The 19,870-nt window shown below is 70.5% G+C and carries 19 protein-coding genes, 1 other RNA gene and 1 riboswitch; of the genes, 4 read left to right on the forward strand and 16 right to left on the reverse strand.

The window, feature by feature from the left end:
- Positions 1 to 3: 3 nt before the first annotated feature.
- From mraY to rsmI, 9 genes are all read right to left on the reverse strand, one after another.
- Positions 4 to 1,092 (reverse strand): phospho-N-acetylmuramoyl-pentapeptide-transferase, encoded by a 1,089-nt coding sequence (gene mraY, locus H570_RS0111280; protein WP_027080831.1) that lies wholly within the window; start codon positions 1,090 to 1,092, stop codon positions 4 to 6.
- Positions 1,082 to 2,494 (reverse strand): UDP-N-acetylmuramoyl-tripeptide--D-alanyl-D-alanine ligase, encoded by a 1,413-nt coding sequence (locus H570_RS0111285; RefSeq protein ID WP_027080832.1) that lies wholly within the window; start codon positions 2,492 to 2,494, stop codon positions 1,082 to 1,084. Before H570_RS0111285 ends, mraY begins: the two co-directional genes overlap by 11 nt.
- A complete protein-coding gene (locus H570_RS0111290; protein ID WP_027080833.1) occupies positions 2,491 to 3,966 on the reverse strand; it encodes a UDP-N-acetylmuramoyl-L-alanyl-D-glutamate--2,6-diaminopimelate ligase in 1,476 nt (491 codons plus the stop codon). Before H570_RS0111290 ends, H570_RS0111285 begins: the two co-directional genes overlap by 4 nt.
- Entirely contained in the window at positions 3,963 to 5,900 is a 1,938-nt protein-coding gene (locus tag H570_RS17310; RefSeq protein WP_084500101.1) for a penicillin-binding transpeptidase domain-containing protein, read from the reverse strand. Before H570_RS17310 ends, H570_RS0111290 begins: the two co-directional genes overlap by 4 nt.
- Positions 5,897 to 6,160 (reverse strand): cell division protein FtsL, encoded by a 264-nt coding sequence (gene ftsL / locus H570_RS0111300; protein ID WP_027080834.1) that lies wholly within the window; start codon positions 6,158 to 6,160, stop codon positions 5,897 to 5,899. Before ftsL ends, H570_RS17310 begins: the two co-directional genes overlap by 4 nt.
- Complete coding sequence (gene rsmH / locus H570_RS17315) at positions 6,157 to 7,179, reverse strand: 16S rRNA (cytosine(1402)-N(4))-methyltransferase RsmH (RefSeq protein ID WP_084500223.1); 1,023 nt, start codon at positions 7,177 to 7,179, stop codon at positions 6,157 to 6,159. Before rsmH ends, ftsL begins: the two co-directional genes overlap by 4 nt.
- A 56-nt stretch (positions 7,180 to 7,235) precedes the next feature.
- The gene (gene mraZ, locus H570_RS0111310; RefSeq protein ID WP_027080835.1) at positions 7,236 to 7,682 is read right to left on the reverse strand and encodes a division/cell wall cluster transcriptional repressor MraZ; all 447 of its coding nucleotides are present in this window, start codon (positions 7,680 to 7,682) and stop codon (positions 7,236 to 7,238) included.
- A gap of 850 nt (positions 7,683 to 8,532) precedes the next feature.
- Positions 8,533 to 8,948, reverse strand: an RNA gene (rnpB, locus tag H570_RS18355) — RNase P RNA component class A.
- Positions 8,949 to 9,419: 471 nt separating this feature from the next.
- Entirely contained in the window at positions 9,420 to 10,283 is an 864-nt protein-coding gene (gene rsmI / locus H570_RS0111315; protein ID WP_051176326.1) for a 16S rRNA (cytidine(1402)-2'-O)-methyltransferase, read from the reverse strand.
- Between the two features lie 127 nt (positions 10,284 to 10,410).
- Between rsmI and H570_RS17320 the strand changes: the two genes are divergently transcribed.
- From H570_RS17320 to H570_RS17325, 4 genes are all read left to right on the forward strand, one after another.
- Positions 10,411 to 11,589, forward strand: coding sequence for a penicillin-binding protein activator (locus H570_RS17320; RefSeq protein WP_051176327.1), 1,179 nt, complete (start codon positions 10,411 to 10,413; stop codon positions 11,587 to 11,589).
- Positions 11,586 to 11,954 carry a YraN family protein gene (locus H570_RS18945; protein WP_027080837.1) on the forward strand — a complete coding sequence of 123 codons (369 nt, stop codon included), beginning with the start codon at positions 11,586 to 11,588 and terminating at the stop codon, positions 11,952 to 11,954. The genes H570_RS17320 and H570_RS18945 overlap by 4 nt, the downstream gene beginning before the upstream one ends.
- Before the next feature lie 90 nt (positions 11,955 to 12,044).
- Entirely contained in the window at positions 12,045 to 13,424 is a 1,380-nt protein-coding gene (locus H570_RS0111330; protein ID WP_027080838.1) for an FAD-binding oxidoreductase, read from the forward strand.
- A complete protein-coding gene (locus H570_RS17325; protein ID WP_036136023.1) occupies positions 13,421 to 14,020 on the forward strand; it encodes a uracil-DNA glycosylase family protein in 600 nt (199 codons plus the stop codon). Before H570_RS0111330 ends, H570_RS17325 begins: the two co-directional genes overlap by 4 nt.
- A gap of 150 nt (positions 14,021 to 14,170) precedes the next feature.
- On the opposite strand, the gene thiL is transcribed toward H570_RS17325, so the two are convergent.
- The 7 genes from thiL to ribD all read right to left on the reverse strand — a co-directional run bounded on the left by thiL (position 14,171) and on the right by ribD (position 19,864).
- Positions 14,171 to 15,124: a thiamine-phosphate kinase gene (gene thiL, locus H570_RS0111340; RefSeq protein WP_027080839.1), complete on the reverse strand. Its 954-nt coding sequence runs from the start codon at positions 15,122 to 15,124 to the stop codon at positions 14,171 to 14,173.
- A gap of 5 nt (positions 15,125 to 15,129) precedes the next feature.
- Complete coding sequence (locus H570_RS0111345) at positions 15,130 to 15,339, reverse strand: hypothetical protein (RefSeq protein WP_027080840.1); 210 nt, start codon at positions 15,337 to 15,339, stop codon at positions 15,130 to 15,132.
- Between the two features lie 3 nt (positions 15,340 to 15,342).
- Positions 15,343 to 15,861: a transcription antitermination factor NusB gene (nusB, locus tag H570_RS0111350; protein WP_051176328.1), complete on the reverse strand. Its 519-nt coding sequence runs from the start codon at positions 15,859 to 15,861 to the stop codon at positions 15,343 to 15,345.
- Positions 15,810 to 16,277: a 6,7-dimethyl-8-ribityllumazine synthase gene (gene ribH / locus H570_RS0111355; protein WP_027080842.1), complete on the reverse strand. Its 468-nt coding sequence runs from the start codon at positions 16,275 to 16,277 to the stop codon at positions 15,810 to 15,812. Before ribH ends, nusB begins: the two co-directional genes overlap by 52 nt.
- Before the next feature lie 98 nt (positions 16,278 to 16,375).
- Complete coding sequence (gene ribB, locus H570_RS0111360; protein ID WP_027080843.1) at positions 16,376 to 17,488, reverse strand: 3,4-dihydroxy-2-butanone-4-phosphate synthase; 1,113 nt, start codon at positions 17,486 to 17,488, stop codon at positions 16,376 to 16,378.
- Positions 17,485 to 18,132, reverse strand: coding sequence for a riboflavin synthase (locus H570_RS17330; protein ID WP_051176329.1), 648 nt, complete (start codon positions 18,130 to 18,132; stop codon positions 17,485 to 17,487). The genes ribB and H570_RS17330 overlap by 4 nt, the downstream gene beginning before the upstream one ends.
- A 75-nt stretch (positions 18,133 to 18,207) precedes the next feature.
- A riboswitch (FMN riboswitch) is annotated at positions 18,208 to 18,442 on the reverse strand.
- A gap of 324 nt (positions 18,443 to 18,766) precedes the next feature.
- On the reverse strand, positions 18,767 to 19,864 hold the full coding sequence (gene ribD / locus H570_RS0111370) for a bifunctional diaminohydroxyphosphoribosylaminopyrimidine deaminase/5-amino-6-(5-phosphoribosylamino)uracil reductase RibD (RefSeq protein WP_027080844.1): 1,098 nt from the start codon (positions 19,862 to 19,864) through the stop codon (positions 18,767 to 18,769).
- Between the last annotated feature and the right edge of the window lie 6 nt (positions 19,865 to 19,870).

Raw genomic sequence — 19,870 nt, forward strand, 5'->3', positions numbered from 1 at the left:
CCATCAGCGCACCTTCAACGTTGCGAGGCCAACGAGTACCAGCACCACCGAGATGATCCAGAAGCGCACGATCACGCGCGGCTCGGGCCAGCCCTTGAGTTCGAAGTGGTGGTGGATCGGCGCCATCCGGAACACGCGCTTGCCGGTGAGCTTGAACGACGCCACCTGGATCATCACCGACAGCGTTTCGACCACGAACACGCCGCCCATCACCACCAGCACCAGCTCCTGGCGCACGATCACCGCGATGGTGCCGAGCACCGCGCCCAGTGCCAGCGCGCCGATGTCGCCCATGAACACCATCGCCGGATAGGTGTTGAACCACAGGAAGCCCAGCCCCGCGCCGGCGATCGCCGCGCAGATGATCACCAGCTCGCCGGCGCCGGGGATCTGCGGGATCTGCAGGTACGCCGAGAACACCGCGTTGCCCGAGGCGTAGGCGAACACGCCCAGCGCGCAGGCGACCAGCACCGTGGGCATGATCGCCAGCCCGTCGAGGCCGTCGGTGAGGTTGACCGCGTTGGAGAAGCCGACGATCCAGAAGTAGGCGACCACGACGAAGAACGCGCCCAGCGGGATCGCGACGCTCTTGAGCAGCGGCACGAAGAACGTGGTCGACGCGGTCACCGTCGGGTCGGCGGTGAAGTACAGGAACAGGCCGGCGGCGAGGCCGAACAGCGACTGCAGCAGGTACTTCCAGCGCGACTTCAGGCCGTTCGGGTCGCGGCGCACGATCTTGATCCAGTCGTCGTACCAGCCGATCGCGCCGAAGGCGAGCATCACCGCCAGCACCAGCCACACGTAGCGGTTGCGCAGGTCTCCCCACAGCAGCACCGAGGCCAGCACCGTCATCAGGATCAGCGCGCCGCCCATGGTCGGCGTGCCGGCCTTGGAGAAGTGCGTTTGCGGCCCGTCCTGGCGGATCGGCTGTCCGCCCTTGTACTGCGCGAGCTTGCGGATCATCGCCGGACCCCACCACAGCGACAGGGCAAGCGCGGTCAGCGCGCTGAGGATGCCGCGGAAGGTCAGGTAGCCGAACAGTCCGAACAGGCCGTCGAGCTGCTGCAGCCAGCGTGTGAGTTCAAGCAGCATGCGCGGCCTCCCCGTTGAGCAGCGCCTTGGCGACGCGATCCATCGCGCTGCCGCGCGAACCTTTCACCAGCACCTGCAGCCTCGCAGGCGCATCAGCTCCTGCAGGAGACGCGCCTGCAAAGGCGGCGATGTCGGCGCGCAGCGCTTCTGCAAGCGCGGCGTGCGAATCGAACGCCCGCCCGCCTTCGCCGAAGGCTGCCGCGGCGGCGGCGCTCAGCGCACCCAGCGCGTACAGCCGCGTGATGCCCGCCTCCTTCGCCCGGCGGCCCGCCTCCTCGTGCAACGACTGCGCATCGGCGCCCAGTTCGCGCATGTCGCCCAGCACCAGCCAGGCCTCGCCGGGCGCCGCCGCCAACGTATCGATCGCGGCGTTGAGCGAGCCGGGGTTGGCGTTGTAGCTGTCGTCGACCAGCAGCACGCCGCCGCCGAGGCCGTGCCGCACCAGCCGCCCAGCCACCGGCTGCGCGTCGCGCAGGCCGGCGACGATGTCGTCCAGGCCGACGCCGCAGGCCAGCGCCAGGCTGGCTGCGGCCAGCGCGTTGGCGACGCTGTGACGGCCAGGCATCGGCACCACCGCCTCGCGTTCGCCGCCGGGCGCGACGAGGACGAAGCGCATGCCGTCGTCGGCAGGGCGCAGGTCCCGCGCGCCGACGTCGGCCTCCGCATCCAGGCCAAAGCGCAGCAGGCGCCGGCCGTGCGCGCGTTCGGCGAAGAACGGCGCGAAGGCGTCGTCGGCGTTGATCACCGCGACGCCGTCGGCGGGCAATGCGTCGTAGATCGCGGCCTTGGTGTCCGCCACGCCAAGCAGGCTGCCCATGCGCTCCAGGTGCGCGGGGGCGACGTTGTTGACCAGCGCGACATCCGGCCGCACTACGGCGGTGAGGTAGGCGATGTCGCCGGGCTTGCCGGCGCCCATTTCGTAGATCGCGAACTCCGCGTCGTCCGGCGCGTCGATCACCGCCAGCGGCAGGCCGATCTCGTTGTTGCGGTTGCCCGGGTTGGCGTAGGCGTTGCCGGCGCGCCGGAGGATCGACAGCAGCAGCGTCTTGACGCTGGTCTTGCCGTTGCTGCCGGTGACGCCGACGACCTTGCCGCGGCGCGCGTGCTGCATCGCCGCGGCCAGCGAGGCCAGCGCGCGCTGCGTGTCGGCCACCAGCACCTGCGGCAGCGGGCAGTCGACGAGGCGGGACACGAGCGCGGCGCGCACGCCCAGTTCGCCCGCCCGGGCGACATGGTCGTGGCCATCGAAGCGCTCGCCCTTGATCGCGACGAACAGCGCCGCGCGGCCATCGTCGGCCCCGATCGCCCGGGTGTCGGTGACGATCGCGTCGATCGGCATGTCGGCGCCCTGCAGGTGGCCGCCGGACCACTGGGCGATGCGCGCGAGCGGCAGCGGGTTCATGCCTTGCCCTCCAGCATTTCGCGTGCAACCTGGCCGTCGTCGAACGGATGCTTGACGCCGGCGACTTCCTGGTAGGTCTCGTGGCCCTTGCCCGCGATCAACACGATGTCATCCGCGCCGGCCTCGCCGAGCGCGCGCGCGATCGCCTTGCGGCGGTCGCGTTCGACCACGACCGCCTGCGGATTGGAGAATCCGGCCACGATGTCGGCCACGATTGCGTCGCCGTCCTCGCCGCGCGGGTTGTCGTCGGTGACGATCACCAGGTCCGCGTTGGCCTCGGCAATCGCCGCCATCTGCGGCCGCTTGCCGCGGTCGCGCTCGCCGCCGCAGCCGAACACGCACACCAGCCGTCCGCGCAGGTGGCCGCGCAGCGAGGCCAGCGCCTGTTCCAGCGGATCGGGCTTGTGCGAGTAGTCGATCACCACCAGCGGCAGCATGCCGTCGCCGCCGAGGCGGTTCATGCGGCCCGGGATCGGCTGCAGCCGCGACAGCACGTCGGCAATCGCCCGCGGCTCGACGCCCTGGAACGACAGCACCCCGGCCACGACCAGCAGGTTGGCGACGTTGAAGCGGCCCAGCAGCGGCGACCGCACCGGCAGGCGGGTTCCTTCGACGTGCAGGTCGAACGCAATGCCCGAAGCATCGAGGGAAAGGTTGTCGGCGCCCACCTGCGCAGCCGAGTCGCCGCGCGCGCTGGTGCCGATCCGCTGCACGCCCGCGGGGATGCGTTCGAACAGCCCGCGGCCATAGTCGTCGTCGAGGTTGACCACCGCCGCGCGCAGGCCATCGCGCGAGAACAGCCGCGCCTTGGCCGCGCCGTAGGTGGCCATGTCGCCGTGGTAATCGAGATGGTCGCGGCTGAGGTTGGTGAACACCGCGACATCGAAGTGCACGGCGTCCACGCGCCCCTGGTCGAGCGCGTGCGAACTGACTTCCATCGCCACCGACTTGGCGCCGGCATCGCGCAGGTCGGCCAGCAGCGCGTGCATCTGCAGCACCAGCGGCGTGGTGAAGCCGGTCGCGACCGCTTCGCCGTACAGGCCCGCGCCGAGCGTGCCGACGGTGCCGCTGGGCGTGCCCAGAAGCGTCCATGCCTGCGCCAGCAGCTGCACGGTCGACGTCTTGCCGCTGGTGCCGGTGACGCCGACCATCTCCATCGCGCGCGAGGGATGGCCGTGGAAGGCATCGGCCATCGCGCCCATGCGCGCGCGCAGGCCGGGAACGGCGATGGCGTCGTCCGGCGGCGCCGGCACGTCGTCGGGCACGGGCGGTTCGAACAGGATCGCACCGGCGTTGGCCGCGCGCGCCTGTTCGATGAAATGCAGGCCGTGGGTGCCGAACCCGCCGATCGCAACGAAAGCGTCACCCGGCGCGATCACGCGGCTGTCGAGGACCAGGCCGGTGATCGCCAGCGTCGGTGGCACGGCGGCCACGTCGGGCAGCAGCTCGGACAGGAGCATGGCGCGGGTCATGGAGCGCCTCCTTGCGGAGTCGCCGGGACCGGGGATTGGGGATTGGGGACTGGATGGAGCGCAGGCTTGGCCTTCCCCAATCCCGAATCCCCCATCCCCAATCCCTTCTTTGCCTGCGCCTTGGCCTGCGCCGCCAGCCAGGTCTCGATGTCGTCCGGCGGCACGTCCATCAGCCGCAGCGAGCCCTCCATGACGTTGTGGAACACGGGGCCAGCGACGCGGCCGCCGTAGTAGCCGCGGCGGCTGGGGTCCGGGTCCATCACCACCACCGCCATCGAGAAGCGCGGGTTGTCGACCGGCACGACGCCGGCGAAGAACGCGGCGTAGCGGCGCGAGTAGCCGCCGCCGCTGGCGATGCGCGCGGTGCCGGTCTTGCCGGCGACGTGGTAGCCCAGGATGGCGGCGTCCTTGGCGGTGCCGCCGGGCTCGGTCACCGTCTGCATCATCTTCATCACTTCGTGCGCGATCTTCGGATCGAGCACCTGGCGCGTTTCCTGCGGCTGGCCCTTGACGAAGGTCGGCTCGATCAGCTTGCCGCCGTTGGCCAGCGCGGCGTAGGCGTGGGCGATCTGCAGCGGCGTGACCGAAATGCCATAGCCGTACGACATCGTCTGCTTGGTGGTGCCGCTCCAGCGCGACGGCGGCGGGAACAGGCCCGCGGCTTCGCCGGGGAACCCGCTTTCGGTGCTTTGCCCGTAGCCGAACCGGCGCAGGAACTCGTAGAAGTCCTGGTCGCCGAGCTTGGCGACGATCTTCGACACGCCCACGTTCGAGCTCTTGGTGATCACGCCGGTGACCGTGAGCACGCCGTGGTTGCTGGTGTCGGTGGTGCGATAGCGGCCGTTGGGCATCCAGCCCGGATTGGTGTCGATCAGGGTGTTGGGCGTCACCACGCCGGCTTCCAGCGCGGCGGCCACGGTCAGCGGTTTCATCGTCGAGCCGGGCTCGATCAGGTCGGTGACCGCACGGTTGCGGTGCGACTCGCGCTGCCCGGATTCAACCGCGTTGGGGTTGAACGACGGCAGGTTGGCCATCGCCAGCACTTCGCCGGTGTTGATGTCGAGCACCACCGCCGACGCACTGCTTGCTCCGCTTTCGAGCAGCGCATGCTTGAGTTCGCGATAGGTCAGGTACTGGATGCGGCGATCGATGCTGAGCGTCAGGTCCTTGCCCGGCTCGGCCGCGCGCACCAGGTCGACGTTCTCGACGATGCGGCCGCGCCGGTCGCGGATCACCTTCTCGGCGCCGGGCTTGCCGCGCAGCCAGGTGTCAAAGGCCAGCTCGACGCCTTCCTGGCCCTCGTCGTCGATGTTGGTGAAGCCGAGGATGTGCGCCATCGCTTCGCCCTGCGGGTAGAAGCGGCGGTATTCGCGCTGCGAGAACACGCCGGGGATGTTGAGCGCCAGGATCCTGCGCGCGGCGCCGGGGCTGATCCGGCGATGGCGCGGGATGTACATGAACTCCTTGTCGGCGCGCTGCGACACGTAGCGCGTCAGGTAATCCAGCGGCAGGTCGGTGGCCTTGGCCAGTTCCGGCAGGCGGTCGGGATACTTGCTCAGTTCCTGCGGGTTGGCCCACAGCGACGCGACCGGCGTCGACACCGCCAGCGGCTCGCCGTTGCGATCGGTGATCATGCCGCGCGAGGTCGGGATCGGGATCTCGCGCAGGATCCGCGCGTCGGCCTTCTTCTGGTAGAAGGCGTTGTCGATCAGCTGCAGGTCGACCGCGCGGCCGACCAGCGCCACCGCGCACAGGCCGAGCGTGCCGACCACCAGCTTGAGCCGCCCGCGCAGGTTGAACTGCGCGCGGTTGCGTCGCGGAGGCGGTGCGTCGTGCTGGCCGGATCGCGACGCAAACAGCGAACGCAGGCGCGCGAGCACGCCCTCGCGCCCCTGCCGATCCCGTCCCCCGGTGCGCGAGTCGCGGCGCCTCATGGCCTGATCACCACGATGTCGGCGGTCTCGGGGAACTTCATCCCCAGCCGCGTGCGCGCGATCTGGTCGATGCGGTTGGCCTCGGCCCAGGTCGCCTGCTCGAGCTGCAGGCGGCCGAAGTCGATGTTGAGCTCATCGCGCGCGTGCTCCAGCTTCGTGAGCTGCACGAACAGCTGGCGATGCTGGTGGCGCGCGTTCACCACGCCGATCGCCGTGACGATGTTGGCCAGCACCAGGACGGCGACGATGAAGCGGGTCATGGCTGCAGCTCCGCTGCAGCGGCGATTGGGGATTGGGGATTGGGGATTGGGAAAGGCGAAAGCGTGACACCGTCTTCGCTGCCGCCTTCACGACGCGCCTGCCGCTCTTCCAATTCCGAATCCCCAATCCCCAATCCCAGCTTCTCGGCCACCCGCAGCACCGCGCTGCGCGCGCGCGGGTTGCCGGCGAGCTCGGCGGAATCGGCTTTCCGCGCATCACCGATCGCGCGCAGCGTCGGCACGAATTCCTCCACCGCCGGCAGGCGGCGGTTGCCCGCCGGCGCCTTCGCGTGGCGGGCGATGAAGCGCTTGACGATGCGGTCTTCCAGCGAGTGGAAGCTGATCACCGCCAGCCGGCCGCCGGGCTTGAGCGCGGCATGCGCGGCGTCGAGCCCGGCCTTGAGGTCGGACAACTCGCGGTTGACGTGGATGCGGATCGCCTGGAACGAGCGCGTGGCCGGGTGGATTTCCTTCTGCCCGGGCTTGCCGCGCGGCATCACCGAGGCGATCAGCTCGGCCAGCTGCGCGGTGCGCAGCAGCGGCTGCTCGGCGCGGCGCGCGACGATGGCGCGGGCGATGCGCCGGCTCATGCGTTCCTCGCCGTAGTTCCACAGCACGTCGGCAATCGCCGCTTCGTCGGCGCGCGCCAGCCACTGCGCTGCGCTCTCGCCGCTGTCGGGATCCATGCGCATGTCGAGCGGGCCGTCCTTGCCGAAGCTGAAGCCGCGCCCGGCGACATCGAGCTGCGGCGAGGACACGCCAAGGTCGAACAACACGCCATCGAGGCCTTCGCTGGCGGCATCCCACTGTGCAAGGTCGGTGAAGCTGCCGCGATGGATCGCCACGCGCGGGTCCGCGCCGAACTCCTGTCCGGCGACCGCGATCGCTTCGGGATCCTTGTCCATCAGCAGCAGCCGACCTCCCGGCCCCAACCGTTGCAGCACGCCGCGCGCATGCCCGCCGCGACCGAACGTGCCATCCAGATACGTTCCGTCCTCGAGTACCCGCAGCCCTTCCATGACCTGCGTGAACAACACAGGGAGGTGGGCGGACCGGGCGTCCGCGCCACCGCCGGTCACAACTGCAAATCGAGCAGCTCTTCACCCAGATCGGCATCGCCCAGCGTTTGCCTGATCTGCGCGAGGTGCGCCTGCTCGCTCCACAATTCGAACTTGTCGCCCATGCCCACCAGCACGGCTTTTTTTTCGATGCCGATCGCATTGCGCTGGCTGGCCGGGATGCTGATGCGGCCACTGCCGTCGGGCTCGACGAAGGTCGCCGCGCCGACCAGCTTCAGCTGCAGCAGGCGACTGTTCTTCTTGGTCCGCGGCAGCTTGTTGACCTGGTCGCGAACGCCCTCCCAGACCGACTGCGGATACAGGTACAGGCAGCCGGATTCGAAGGGGTTGTAGGTGATGACAAGATGGTTGCCGCACTCACGCGCGACGACATCGCGGTAACCGGTCGGGATCGCCAGCCGGCCCTTGTCGTCGATCGTGATGGCAGTCTCACCCTGGAACACAACAACCCCGACCCGTCATGTCCGTCTTTGGGCGGACTTCAGCACAGGATAACCACTAATTTCCCGGTTATCCCACGAGTCGCCACCTTATGGGCGCCCCACAGGGTTGTCAACAGGCCGCGCGCGCTTTTTCGCCAATGCCGTCAATGACTTGCGTGACACTTGAGAGACTTGTTCAAGCTTTATCCACAAGCGGCTGATTCGTCTCAAATTTTGAGAATTGGGCGTTTGGTCTCAATCTGAACGTGGTCTCGACATTGCTGAAGGGCGCAGGCGTCGGATCGTCGCTGGGGACGGCCGAGTGCGCATTGTTCTATTTTTTATAGAAAAATTACCTGCAAGGCCTGGTTGTTCCACTGCGACTGCTCGGCATGCGCATCAACTCCTGTAGGAGCGGCTTGAGCCGCGAGCTTTCGCTTTCCGCTGTCGTAGGAGCGGCGGAAGCCGCGATGACTTTCCCGGTGAAGCATCGCGGCTTCCGCCGCTCCTACGGGAATCAATGTAAGAAGCTCGCGGCTGAAGCCGCTCGTACAAGAGCCGGGGGCGGCGCGGTGTCGTGGGTCGCGACTATGCCCCCGCCACCCCGCGCCTGCCGTTCGCCTTGGGAGGAAAGCTCACGGCCGAAGCCGCCTACAAGGGTGCGCGGAGCGGGAGTCCCGCTTGTGTCGTGCGGGAGACGCCAGGGGAGTTCTGGCTGTCGTGGCGTTGGCTTCGGATGCCGTGTCGCTGCGTCGCCCCCACCCCCCCCCCCCCGCAAGCGGGGGAGGAGCGTTCGTGCTGTGCGGGAAACGCCTCGAAGGCCACGACGCGATCCGATGATTCACGGGCTTCGGGCATTTCGATTTTCTGGGGGCGGAGCCGGCCGATAAGCCGGGTCCTGTCTTGGACAGTCATTCCTCTAGGCGCAACGTCACCGTTACGCTCAAGCAGCCTACCCGGACCCGACGCGGGCAACGTCATGAGGTCCCTATTTGGCCTTGCTCCCGGTGGGGTTTGCCGTGCCGGCCTGTTACCAGGCTCGCGGTGCGCTCTTACCGCACCATTTCACCCTTGCCACGCCTCCTGCCTCCGCCTTTCGGCGGTCCGGGAACACTTTGCCGGACATTCGTCCGGCAAGTGCCCCGGAGCGGCAGGAGCGTTCGGCGGTATCTTTCTGTTGCACTTTCCGTCGGCTCGCGCCGCCCAGGCGTTACCTGGCACCGTGCCCTGTGGAGCCCGGACTTTCCTCGGCATTCTTTCGAATGACGCGACTGCCTGGCCGACTCCGCCGATGCGGATTGTCGCACGCCGCGCGCCCCGATACCGGTCGCGATCGCCATGCCCTTCGGATCCCGCCCGCAGCAGCGTTGTTTTCCCATGGCATCACATGGTGTTGTGCGGCGCGGCCCGCGACAGGAGTTGGGCGGCCGCATGGCCAGTCAAATCGAGGCATGCCGATCCAGACAGCGTGCCAGGCGCCCGTGCGGTTGCCCTCGGCCCTTCCGGGGCCCATCCGTAGCGGCGGAGACGGCGGGTAAAACCGCAGGGCGCCGCACAGGGATGTGCGGCGTTTCCGGACGGGGCAGGATGCCCCTTCCGAAAATTCCCGCCGGCTCCGCGAACCCGACGCGCAGCGTCGGGCGCGCAGGCAGAGTGTGCTTTCTTTGCGCCGGGTTTCTTTGCACAAGCAAAGAAAGGTGGCTTCGCGCCGTCACGGCGCAAAGCGCTTTTGACGTTGCCGACCGAATCATCGGCACCCTAATGCCCGTACAAGGCCTTCCGCGGCGCGCCGGTGATCTCGGCGGCCAGCTTCGCCGCGGTCGACGGCGGCAGGTGTTCACACAGCTTCGCGTACATGCGCCGGCCCTCGGCGATGCGCGCATCCGCATCCTCGCCTGCCCCCTGCACCAGCAGCACGAACTCGCCCTTGCGCTGGTTGGCGTCGGCCGCGACGCGGGCGTGGAGGTCGGCCAGCGTGCCGTCGAGCACGGTCTCGAACAGCTTGGTCAGCTCGCGTGCGACCACTGCGGGCCGGTCGCCGCCAAACGCGACGACGCAGTCCGCCAGCGTGTCCTCGATGCGGTGCGAGGACTCATAGAACAGCAGCGTGCGCGGTTCGCCGGCCAGCGCGGCCAGCCGCGCGCGGCGGGCGCCCGCCTTCGCCGGCAGGAAGCCTTCGAACACGAACCGGTCGCTCGGCAGCCCCGCCACGCTCAGCGCCGTCACCAGCGCGCTGGCGCCCGGCACCGGGCTGACCCGCACGCCGGCTGCGCGCGCCGCGCGCACCAGGCGGAAGCCGGGATCGCTGACCAGCGGCGTGCCCGCATCCGACACCAGCGCCAGCGATTCCCCGCCCAGCAGCCGCGCCACCAATCCGCCGGCGACTTCGTCTTCGTTGTGTTCATGCAGCGCGACCAGCGGCCGCTCGATCCCGAAGTGCGCCAGCAACTGGCGGGTGTGGCGGGTGTCCTCGGCGCAGATCGCCGCCACCGCGCGCAGGGTCTCCAGCGCGCGCGGGGACAGGTCGGCGAGGTTGCCGATCGGGGTGGCGACGACGTGCAGCGTGCCGCTGGCGCCACCGCTGGAAGGGACCGAAACCTGAACGTGATCGCGGGTGGACATCGCTCTCCTCGGCTGTCGCGGCGGCCGGAGGCCACGCCGGCCATCGACGAACGCCGCACCGGCGCCCGGCCCCGGCAACACGCACGGAACGGTAGAATCCTAGCCGTTCCCGCTTCCAGGTCGGCATATGCGTCGTTCATCGAAATGGATCTTCGCCACCGCGCTGCTCGCGGCGTTCGTCGCCGGCTGCTCGACGGTGCAGGTCACGCCCTCCGGAGTGCCGTCGGCCGAAGTGCCCCAGGACACCAGCCAGCGCAACGCGCACTGGCAGTTCGACGCCGCCAGCCGGCCGCCCGCCGAGCGCGACGGCTACCGGCCACCGACGAAGCTGGCCGTGCTGCTGCCGCTGAGCGGCGAGCTGGCCACCGCCGCCGCGTCGGTGCGCGACGGATTGCTCGCCGGCTACTACGGCGAGCATCGGCGGCGTCCGGAAATCCGCTTCTACGACACCGCCAACAGCAGCGGCGGCGCGATCGCCGCATACAACAAGGCCGTGGCCGACGGCGCCGACCAGGTGCTCGGGCCACTCGGCCGCGACGGCGTCGACGCGGTGTTCCGCAGCGTGCAGCCCGGCGTGCCGGTGCTGGCACTGAACCACGGCGTTGTCGCACCGCCGGTCAACAGCGCCAGCTTCTCGCTGGCCCCGGAGGACGAGGGCAGCAGCGCCGCCGATTACATCGCCTCGATCGGCGCGAAGCGGGTGCTGGTGCTCAGCGCCGGCGACGACCACGCGCGGCGCAGCACCGAGGCATTCGGCCGCCAGCTGGCGGCCCGCGGTGGCGAGATGCAGGTGCTGGCGGTGACCGGCGAACGCCCCGACCTGCTGCCGCTGCTGCAGTCGGCGGCGACCGGCCCGGGCGTCGATGCGGTCTTCATCGCCCTGCGCGGCAACCAGGCGCGCTCGATCGCGCCGCAGCTGGCCGCTGCCGGGCTGTCTGCCAGGCCGCGCGTGGCCACGTCGCAACTGCTGTCGGGCACCGGCAAGGCCGAGGAGGACCGCGTCCTCGACGGGATCAAGTTCCCCGCCGAGCGCTGGGGACTGGTGCAGGTGAACGGCCTGCCGAACGCGGCCGAGACCCAGAAGTCGCTGCCCAGCGCGCGCGGCCCGGCGGCGAAGCTGTTCGCCTTCGGCTTCGATGCCTGGCTGCTGACCGCCTACCTCGAACACCTCGCACTGACCGCCGACGGCAGCGTGCAGGGCGCGACCGGCGTGCTGCGCATCAGCCCCGAGGGCAACGTGTTGCGCACGCCGCTGTGGTCGACCTTCAGCAACGGCTACGTGGTCTCGCTGGGCAGCGGCGGTTGACGGATACCCGCGCGCGCGGCGCGGGCGTCGAAGCCAAGGCGCGCGAATTCCTGCTCGACCAGGGGCTGCGCGCGGTGGCGGCCAACGCCAACTACCGCTTCGGCGAGCTCGACCTGGTGATGCTCGACCGCGACACCTTGGTGTTCGTCGAGGTGCGCTATCGCCGCGATGCGAGCTTCGGCGGCGGCGCGGCGTCGGTGGACGCCGGCAAGCGCCGCAAGCTGGTGAAGGCGGCGCAGGCGTTCCTCGCCGCGCACCGCGCATTTTCGGATGCGCCGTGCCGGTTTGATGTGGTCGATGCCAACGGCGATCCCGCGCAGCCGGCGTTCAACTGGCTGCGCGACGCCTTCCGCGCCGACGACTGAGCGGGTGCGGCGTCCGCGAGCGGGTTTCGAGGCGCGCGGCGAGTATCCACGGCGAAGGAATCCCGTGCGCCGGCGCCTACAATGACGCGCATGGATGCCCCGCTTCCCGCCCCGCTCGACGCCGCGCTGCGCGCGCGGCTGGGCGACGGCTGGCAGGTGGGTGGGGACCTGCGCGGTTACGGCGAGGACAGCTCGAAACGCTGGGCCATGCCGGCCGCGGTGGCGCGGCCGCGCAGCGTCGACGACGTGGTCGCCATCGTCCGCGCCTGCCGCGAGCACCGCGTGCCGATCGTCGCCCGCGGCGCCGGCACCAGCAGCACCGGCGCGGCGATTCCGTACGCCGGCGGCGTGGTGGTGTCGTTCGAACGCATGGCGCGCGTGCTCGAGATCCGTCCCGACGACCGGCAGGCCCAGGTCGAGCCAGGCGTACTCAACGGCGACCTGCAGCGCGCACTGGCCCCGCACGGCCTGTTCTGGCCGCCCGACCCGGCCAGCGCCGACCAGTGCACGGTCGGCGGCAACCTCGCCTGCAACGCCGGCGGCCCGCACGCGGTGAAGTACGGCGCCACGCGCGACAACGTGCTCGGCCTGGTGGCCGTCACCGGCCGCGGCGAGGTGATCCGCGTCGGCAGCAACACCACCAAGGACGCGACCGGTTACAACCTCGCGCAGCTGCTGGTCGGCAGCGAAGGCACGCTGGCGCTGGTCGTCGAGGCGACGCTGAAACTCGCGCCGCTTCCGACGCAGCGCGCCAGCTTGCGCGCGTCGTACGCGGACGTCGCCAGCGCCGGCGCCGCGGTGGCGCGGATCATGGCGCAGCCGGCGACGCCATCGATGCTCGAATTCATGGATGCGGCCTGCATCGCGCTGGTCCGCGAGGTCGGCGGCGCCGACATCGCCGACGCCGGTGCGCTGCTGATGATCGAGGCCGACGGCGACCATGAAACCCTGCCGCACGTCGTCGCCGCGCTGGAGCGCGCCGCGCGCGGCGACGGCCTGCGCGACCTCGCCACGGCCACCGACCCGGCCGCGAACGAGGCGCTCTGGGCCGCGCGCAAGGCGCTGTCGCCCGCGCTGCGCACGATCGCCGCGGGCAAGATCAACGAAGACGTGGTGGTGCCGGTCTCGCGCATCCCGGCGCTGGTCGCAGGCATCGAAGCGCTGGCGCAAGAGTTCACGCTGCCCATCGTCGCCTTCGGCCACGCCGGCAACGGCAACCTGCACGCCAACATCCTGTTCGACCCGGATGATCCGGCGCAGTCCGCGCGCGTGCATGCCGCGCTGCCGCGGCTGTTCGCGCTGACGCTGTCACTCGGCGGCACGCTGTCGGGCGAGCACGGCATCGGTGTGGCCAAGCGCGATTTCATGGTCGAGGCGTTCGACGCGCCGACGCTGGCGGCGATGCGCGCGGTGAAGGCCGCGTTCGATCCCGACGGCATCCTCAACCCCGGGAAAGTGCTGCCGCCGTGAGCAGCGGGCTGGACGGGCTGCTGCGCGACATCCGCGCCTGCCGCATCTGCGAGGCGCACCTGCCGCTGGGACCGCGCCCCGTTCTGCAGGCCGGCGCCACGGCGCGCATCCTGATCGCCTCGCAGGCGCCCGGCGTGCGCGTGCACGAAACCGGCATCCCGTGGAACGACCCCAGCGGCCGGCGCCTGCGCGACTGGCTGCGGATGGACGACGCCACCTTCTACGACGCGAGCAAGGTCGCCATCGTGCCGATGGGCTTCTGCTATCCGGGCAAGGCCGGTTCCGGCGACGCGCCGCCGCGCCCCGAGTGCCGCGCCACCTGGCATCCGCGCCTGCTGCCGCTGCTGCCGGAGGTGCGGCTGACGCTGCTGGTCGGCCAGTACGCGCAGGCGTACTTCCTCGGCAAGCGGCGCAAGCCCAGCCTCACCGAAACGGTGCGCGCATGGCACGAGTTCATGCCGACGCTGCTGCCGCTGCCGCATCCCAGCCCGCGCAACGTCGGCTGGTTCAAGGCCAACCCGTGGTTCGAAGGCGAAGTGCTGCCGACGCTGCGCGAGCGGGTGCGCGAGGTGCTTGCAGGGGCACCACGGGCGTAGAAGCGGCGGAAGCCGCGACGCGTTCGCCGGCAGGGCATCGCGGCTTTCGCTGCTCCTGCAAGAGCAATACCGAAAGCTCGCGGCTGAAGCCGCTCCTGCAGGAAATAGCGCCTTCCAACTGCGCGTGGATGACGGTTTCGCTGAAATCCATCAGCCCGCGAAATGATCGAAGCCGCGCTGCGGCGGCTGCCACGGATTGCCGTCGCCGTCGAACGCGACCACCCCGCTGCCAGGCACGATGCGGCCGATGCGCGTCATCTCCAAGTCGCCGTTGCCGACGATGGCCAGCAGCGCCTCGCGATGCCGGCGCGCAGCGGTGAAGCACAGCTCGTAATCGTCGCCGCCGCTGCACTGCAGGGCGCGGCGCCGGACGTGGTCGAACGCAGCGGCCAGCGCGGGCGACGTCGGCAGCGCGTCGAGTTCGACCTGCGCACCCACGCCGCTGGCCGCACAGACGTGGCCGATGTCGGCCAACAGACCGTCGGACACGTCGATCGCCGCGTTCGCGAGCGGTGCCAGCGCGACGCCGGCGGCAACCCGCGGCGCCGGGCGCTCGAGCCGCGCGCGCAGCGCCGGGTCGCGATCGCCGCCGCGGCGCCACTGCACCAGCGCGGCCGCGGCATCGCCCAGCGCGCCGGTCACCCAGACGTCGTCGCCGACACGCGCACCGTCGCGCCGCAACGCGCCGTCGGGCGCGACGAAGCCGTGCGCGGTCACGCAGACCGACAGCGGCCCGCGCGTGGTGTCGCCGCCGACCAGGGCGACGTCGTGCAGCGCGGCGAGCGCGAGGAAACCGTTGAGGAAGCCGTCGACCCAGCCCGCATCGGAGTCCGGCAGCGACAGCGACAAGGTGCACCACGCCGGCTGCGCGCCCATCGCCGCGAGATCGGACAGGTTCACCGCCAATGCCTTCCAGCCGATGTCGGCCGGCGCGGTGTCGTCGGGAAAATGCACGCCGGCATTGAGCGTGTCCATCGCCACGACCAATTGCCGGCCCTCGGGCATGGCGAGGATCGCGGCGTCGTCGCCGATGCCCAGCACCACGTCGGCGCGCGCGGCGGCGCGGCGGGCGATGGCATCGATCAGGGCGAATTCGCTGGGCATGCGTGTCAGGCGAGCCGATGCAGGAGCCACAGCGTCGCGGCCACCAGCACCGTCCAGACCATGATGCCGGAGCCATTGACGACGTGTGCGCAGCCGCAGCACCAGGCGTCGCGGTCGGCTCGCAGGCCGAACAGGCGCAGCGGCAGCATCAGCAGCGGATGGGCGGCGCCGGGGACCGCCTCACGCTGCTTGCATTCGCGGCAGCGCGCGGTCACCGCTCACCGGTCCCGCGCGGCCTGCATTTCCAGCGCGCGCCAGTCCGCGGCGGCGTGGTCGAGCACGCCGTTGACGTAGGTGTGCCCGTGCTCGGAGCCGAAGCGCTTCACCGCCTTGAGCGCCTCGTCGATGATCACGCGGTACGGCACATCGAGGCGGTGCAGCAGTTCGTAGGCCGAGATCCGCAGCATGGCGCGCTCGATCGGGTCCACTTCCTCGATGCCGCGGTCCAGGAACGGCTGCAGCGCGGCGTCGAGCTCCCGCCGATGCTTCTCGACCCCGCTCACCAGGTCCTCGAAATACTCGAGGTCGGCGACTTCGTGCGCCTGTTCGTGCGCGAACTGGGCGATCGCGTTCTTCGCGTTCGCGCCCGACAGCTGCATGGCGTACACCGCCTGCAGCGCGCGCCGGCGCGAGCGCGAGCGGGCAACCGGATCGATGCCGTCGCGGCGGCGATGCGGATGGCCGCTCACGGCAGCTTCTCCATCAGGCTCGCCATCTCGATCGCGACCAGCGCGCATTCCTCGCCCTTGTTGCCGTGGCTGCCGCCGGCGCGGCGCTCGGCGTCTTGCTGGTCGTCGACCGCGAGCACGCCGTTGGCGACCGGCACGCCGTGGTCCAGCGCCGCGCGCATCAGGCCGTCGGCGCAGCGGTCGGCGACGTGCTCGAAGTGGCGGGTGTCGCCGCGGATCACGCAGCCCAGCGCGATGATGCCGGCATGCGCGCCGCCGGCGGCAATGCGCGCGGCGACCGCGGGGATCTCCCACGCGCCCGGCACGCGCACCACGTCGACCGCGTCCTCGGCGATGCCGTGGGCGGCGAAGGTCGCGCGCGCGCCGGCGACCAGCGTGTCGCTGATGCGAGGGTTCCAGCGGCTGGCGATGATCGCGAAACGCGCGCCGTCGGGCGCGCGCAGGTCGCCTTCGTAGTGGGTCATGTGGGGCGCTTGCGATGAAGGGGCGACAGTTTACCCCGCCGCCTGCGGGTGGGGGCACCGCGTCCGGAGAGGACGTGCGTCGGGCGCGCAGCCCTGGCCTACGTATCGACGTATTCGACGACTTCCAGGCCGTAGCCGGCCAGGCCGACCTGCTTGCGTGGCGTGCCCAGCACGCGCAGCTTGCCCAGGCCGAGGTCGGCGAGGATCTGGCTGCCGGCACCGTTGCGGCGCCATTCGGCGAGCGCGCCGGCGCGCGCGGGCTGCGCCTGCGGCTGCTCGCGGATGCGCGCCAGCAGCGCTTCGGTCTGCTCGGCTTCGCTGCGATGCGGTTCGCCGAGCAACACCAGCGCGCCGCGCCCTTCGCGATCGATCATCGCCAGCACGTCGCCGACCAGCGGACCGAAGTCCGCGCGCCGCCAGTGCAGCCCGTCGGCGAGCCGGTTGTGCATGTGCACGCGGACCAGGGTCGGCGTGGCCGGGTCCGGCTCGCCACGCAGCAGGGCGAAGTGCAGCGTGTGGCTCAGCCGGTCGCGATAGGTGTGCAGCCGGAACGCGCCGTGCTCGGTGTCGATCTCGCGCGCATCGACGCGCTCGACCGTGTGCTCGGTTTCGAGGCGATGGCGGATCAGGTCCTCGATCGAGCCGATCTTCAGGCCGTGCTCGCGCGCAAACGTTTCAAGCTGCGGCCGCCGCGCCATGCTGCCGTCGGCGTTGAGGATCTCGACCAGCACGCCGGCCGGTTCCAGCCCGGCGAGCATCGCCAGGTCCGCGGCCGCCTCGGTGTGGCCGGCGCGGCTGAGCACGCCGCCGGGCTGCGCGGCAAGCGGAAAGATGTGGCCGGGCTGGGCAAGGTCGCGCGGCTGCGCGTCCGGGCGCACCGCGGTGCGGATGGTGTGCGCGCGGTCGTATGCCGAGATGCCGGTGGTGACGCCCTCGGCGGCCTCGATGCTGACGGTGAAGTTGGTGTGGTGCGACGAGGTGTTGTCGCGCACCATCGGCGGCAGCCCGAGCTGGGCGCAGCGCTCGCGGGTCAGCGACAGGCACACCAGTCCGCGCGCGTGGGTGACCATGAAATTGATATCCGACGGCTTGACCAGCTCGGCGGCCATGATCAGGTCGCCCTCGTTCTCGCGGTCCTCGTCGTCGACCACGACCACCATGCGCCCGGCGCGCAGTTCTTCCAGCAGTTCCGGGATCGGGGCGAAGCTCATGCGCCTGCTCCGGTTGAAGATGTCGTCGACGACGGCATGCCCGATGACGGCAGGCCCGACGACAGCAGCCGCTCGACGTAGCGTGCGACCAGGTCGATCTCCAGGTTGACCGCGTCACCGACCTTCGTCTGCGCGAAGGCGGTGTGCGCGACGGTGTGCGGGATCAGCGCGACTTCGAAACCCGCGTCGTCGACCGCGTTGACGGTGAGGCTGACGCCGTCGACGCAGATCGAACCCTTCTGCGCGATGTACCTGCGCAGCGGCGCCGGCGCATCAAGGGCCCAGCGCTGCGCGCGCGCATCAATGGCGATGCTGCGCACGCGCCCCATGCCGTCGACGTGGCCGCTGACGAGGTGCCCGCCCAGGCGGTCATCCGGGCGCATCGCGCGCTCCAGGTTCAATGGCGCGCCGACCGGCAGGGCGCCGAGCGTCGTCAGTGCCAGCGTTTCGGTCGATGCGTCGACATCGAAATGCGCCTCGTCGAACGCAATCACGGTCAGGCAGCAGCCGTTGACGCTGATGCTTTCACCCAGTGCGACGCCGGTGAACGGCAGCGTGCCGACGTCGATCCGCAGCCGCGCGTCGCCGCCGCGCGGTTCGCGCGAGGCCAACCGGCCGACACCTTCGATGAGTCCTGTGAACATGAAACGTTTTCCTCGCGCTGGGCAATGAAAAACGTCCCGGGGCATGCGGCAGCACGCGGCCCCGGGGCCGCGCGCCGCTGTCTTCTTTCATCCGGACTGTGAGGAAGCTTGCGGCCTCCAACCGTCGGCTCCGGCATCGGACCGGATCTGCTGGCCTTCGAGGGCATCGAAGCCTGCACCACCAACGTGAGGTGCTGGCCTCCGCGAGGAACTCGCATGCCATCGAAGCGCTCGCGGGCTCGCGCGTGGCCTCCTGGGAAGCGCCGCGCCTACCGCCGGTGGGGAATTTCGCCCCGCCCTGAAGACGTCTGGTTCTGGTGCATCGCCGGGAAATCCGGCGTGGCGATTCTAGCATCGGGATGCGGGCAGCCCGCCGAACGCAGCATCCTGCCCGCAGGAGCGCCCCATGGGCGCGATGGGCTTCGTCGGGAAAGCCATCGCGCCCATGGGGCGCTCCTGCGGGGCGTCTGTTATTGGCGCCGTGTGCGGATCGGAGAGCCGCCGGGGGCGCAGCCCCTAAGGTCCATCGATACATACGGCTTTCCGCAGGAACGGCGGAAGCCGCGAGCTCCTGGACTTTTACCCCGCCCTGCCTTCGCAAGGGAGGGGCAGAAGCTCGCGGCTGAAGCCGCTCCTACAGAAGCTGCTGCGGCCGCAACAGCAGGCGCAGGTCGTCGCCGACGTGGCGGGTTTCCACCAGTTGCAGCTGCAGCCGCTGCGCCATCTGGTCGATGCGCAGTCCGTCGAACAGCGGGCGCGCGCGTTCGCCCAGCAGCACCGGGGCCATGTAGACCAGCAGTTCGTCGACCAGCCCCGCCTTGACGAACGCACCCGCCAGCGTCGCGCCGGTTTCGACCTGCACTTCGTTGATCCCGCGCGCAGCCAGCAGCGCCAGCACCGCCTGCAGGTCCAGTTCGCCATCGCGCAGCGGCACCGATGCGCGCTCCGCGGAGAACTCGCGCGGCGGCTTGGCGTCCGGCGCGTGCAGGTACAGCGTCGGCGCATCGCCCTCGCGGACCTTGCCGCGGGCGATGGTGGCCAGCCCGGTGTCCAGCACCACGCGCAGCGGCGCGGCGAATTCGGTGTCGTCGTGGAAGCGCACGGTGAGCTGCGGATCGTCCGCGAGCACCGTGCCCGAGCCGGTCAGGATCGCCCCGCTGCGCGCACGCCAGCGCATCACGTCGGCGCGCGCAGCGGGTCCGGTGATCCACTTCGAATCGCCGTTGGCCATCGCGGTGCGGCCGTCGAGGCTGCTGCCGAACTTGATGCGCAGCCACGGCCGGCCGCGCTGCAGTCGCGACAGGAAGCCGCGGTTGAGCGCGCGCGCCTGCGTTTCCATCAGCCCGGACTCGACCGCGATCCCGGCCGCGCGCAGGCGCTCGAAACCCTTGCCGTCGACCGCCTCAAACGGATCGCGCATCGCCGCCACCACGCGCGTCACGCCGGCGGCCACCAGCGCATCGGCGCAAGGCCCGGTGCTGCCGGTATGTGCGCAGGGTTCCAGGGTGACATAGGCGGTCGCGCCTTTCGCACGCTCGCCGGCCTGCTGCAGCGCGAACACCTCCGCATGCGGCCCGCCCTTGCGCTGGTGCCAGCCCTCGCCCACCACCTGGTCGCCTTGCGCGATCACGCAGCCGACCATCGGATTCGGACGGGTGGTGTAGGCGCCGCGCTCGGCCAGCCGCAGCGCGATGGCCATCATGGCGTGGTCGGTTGCAGTGAAATCGCTCATTGCCGC

Source organism: Luteimonas mephitis DSM 12574 (assembly GCF_000422305.1).
GTDB lineage: Bacteria > Pseudomonadota > Gammaproteobacteria > Xanthomonadales > Xanthomonadaceae > Luteimonas > Luteimonas mephitis.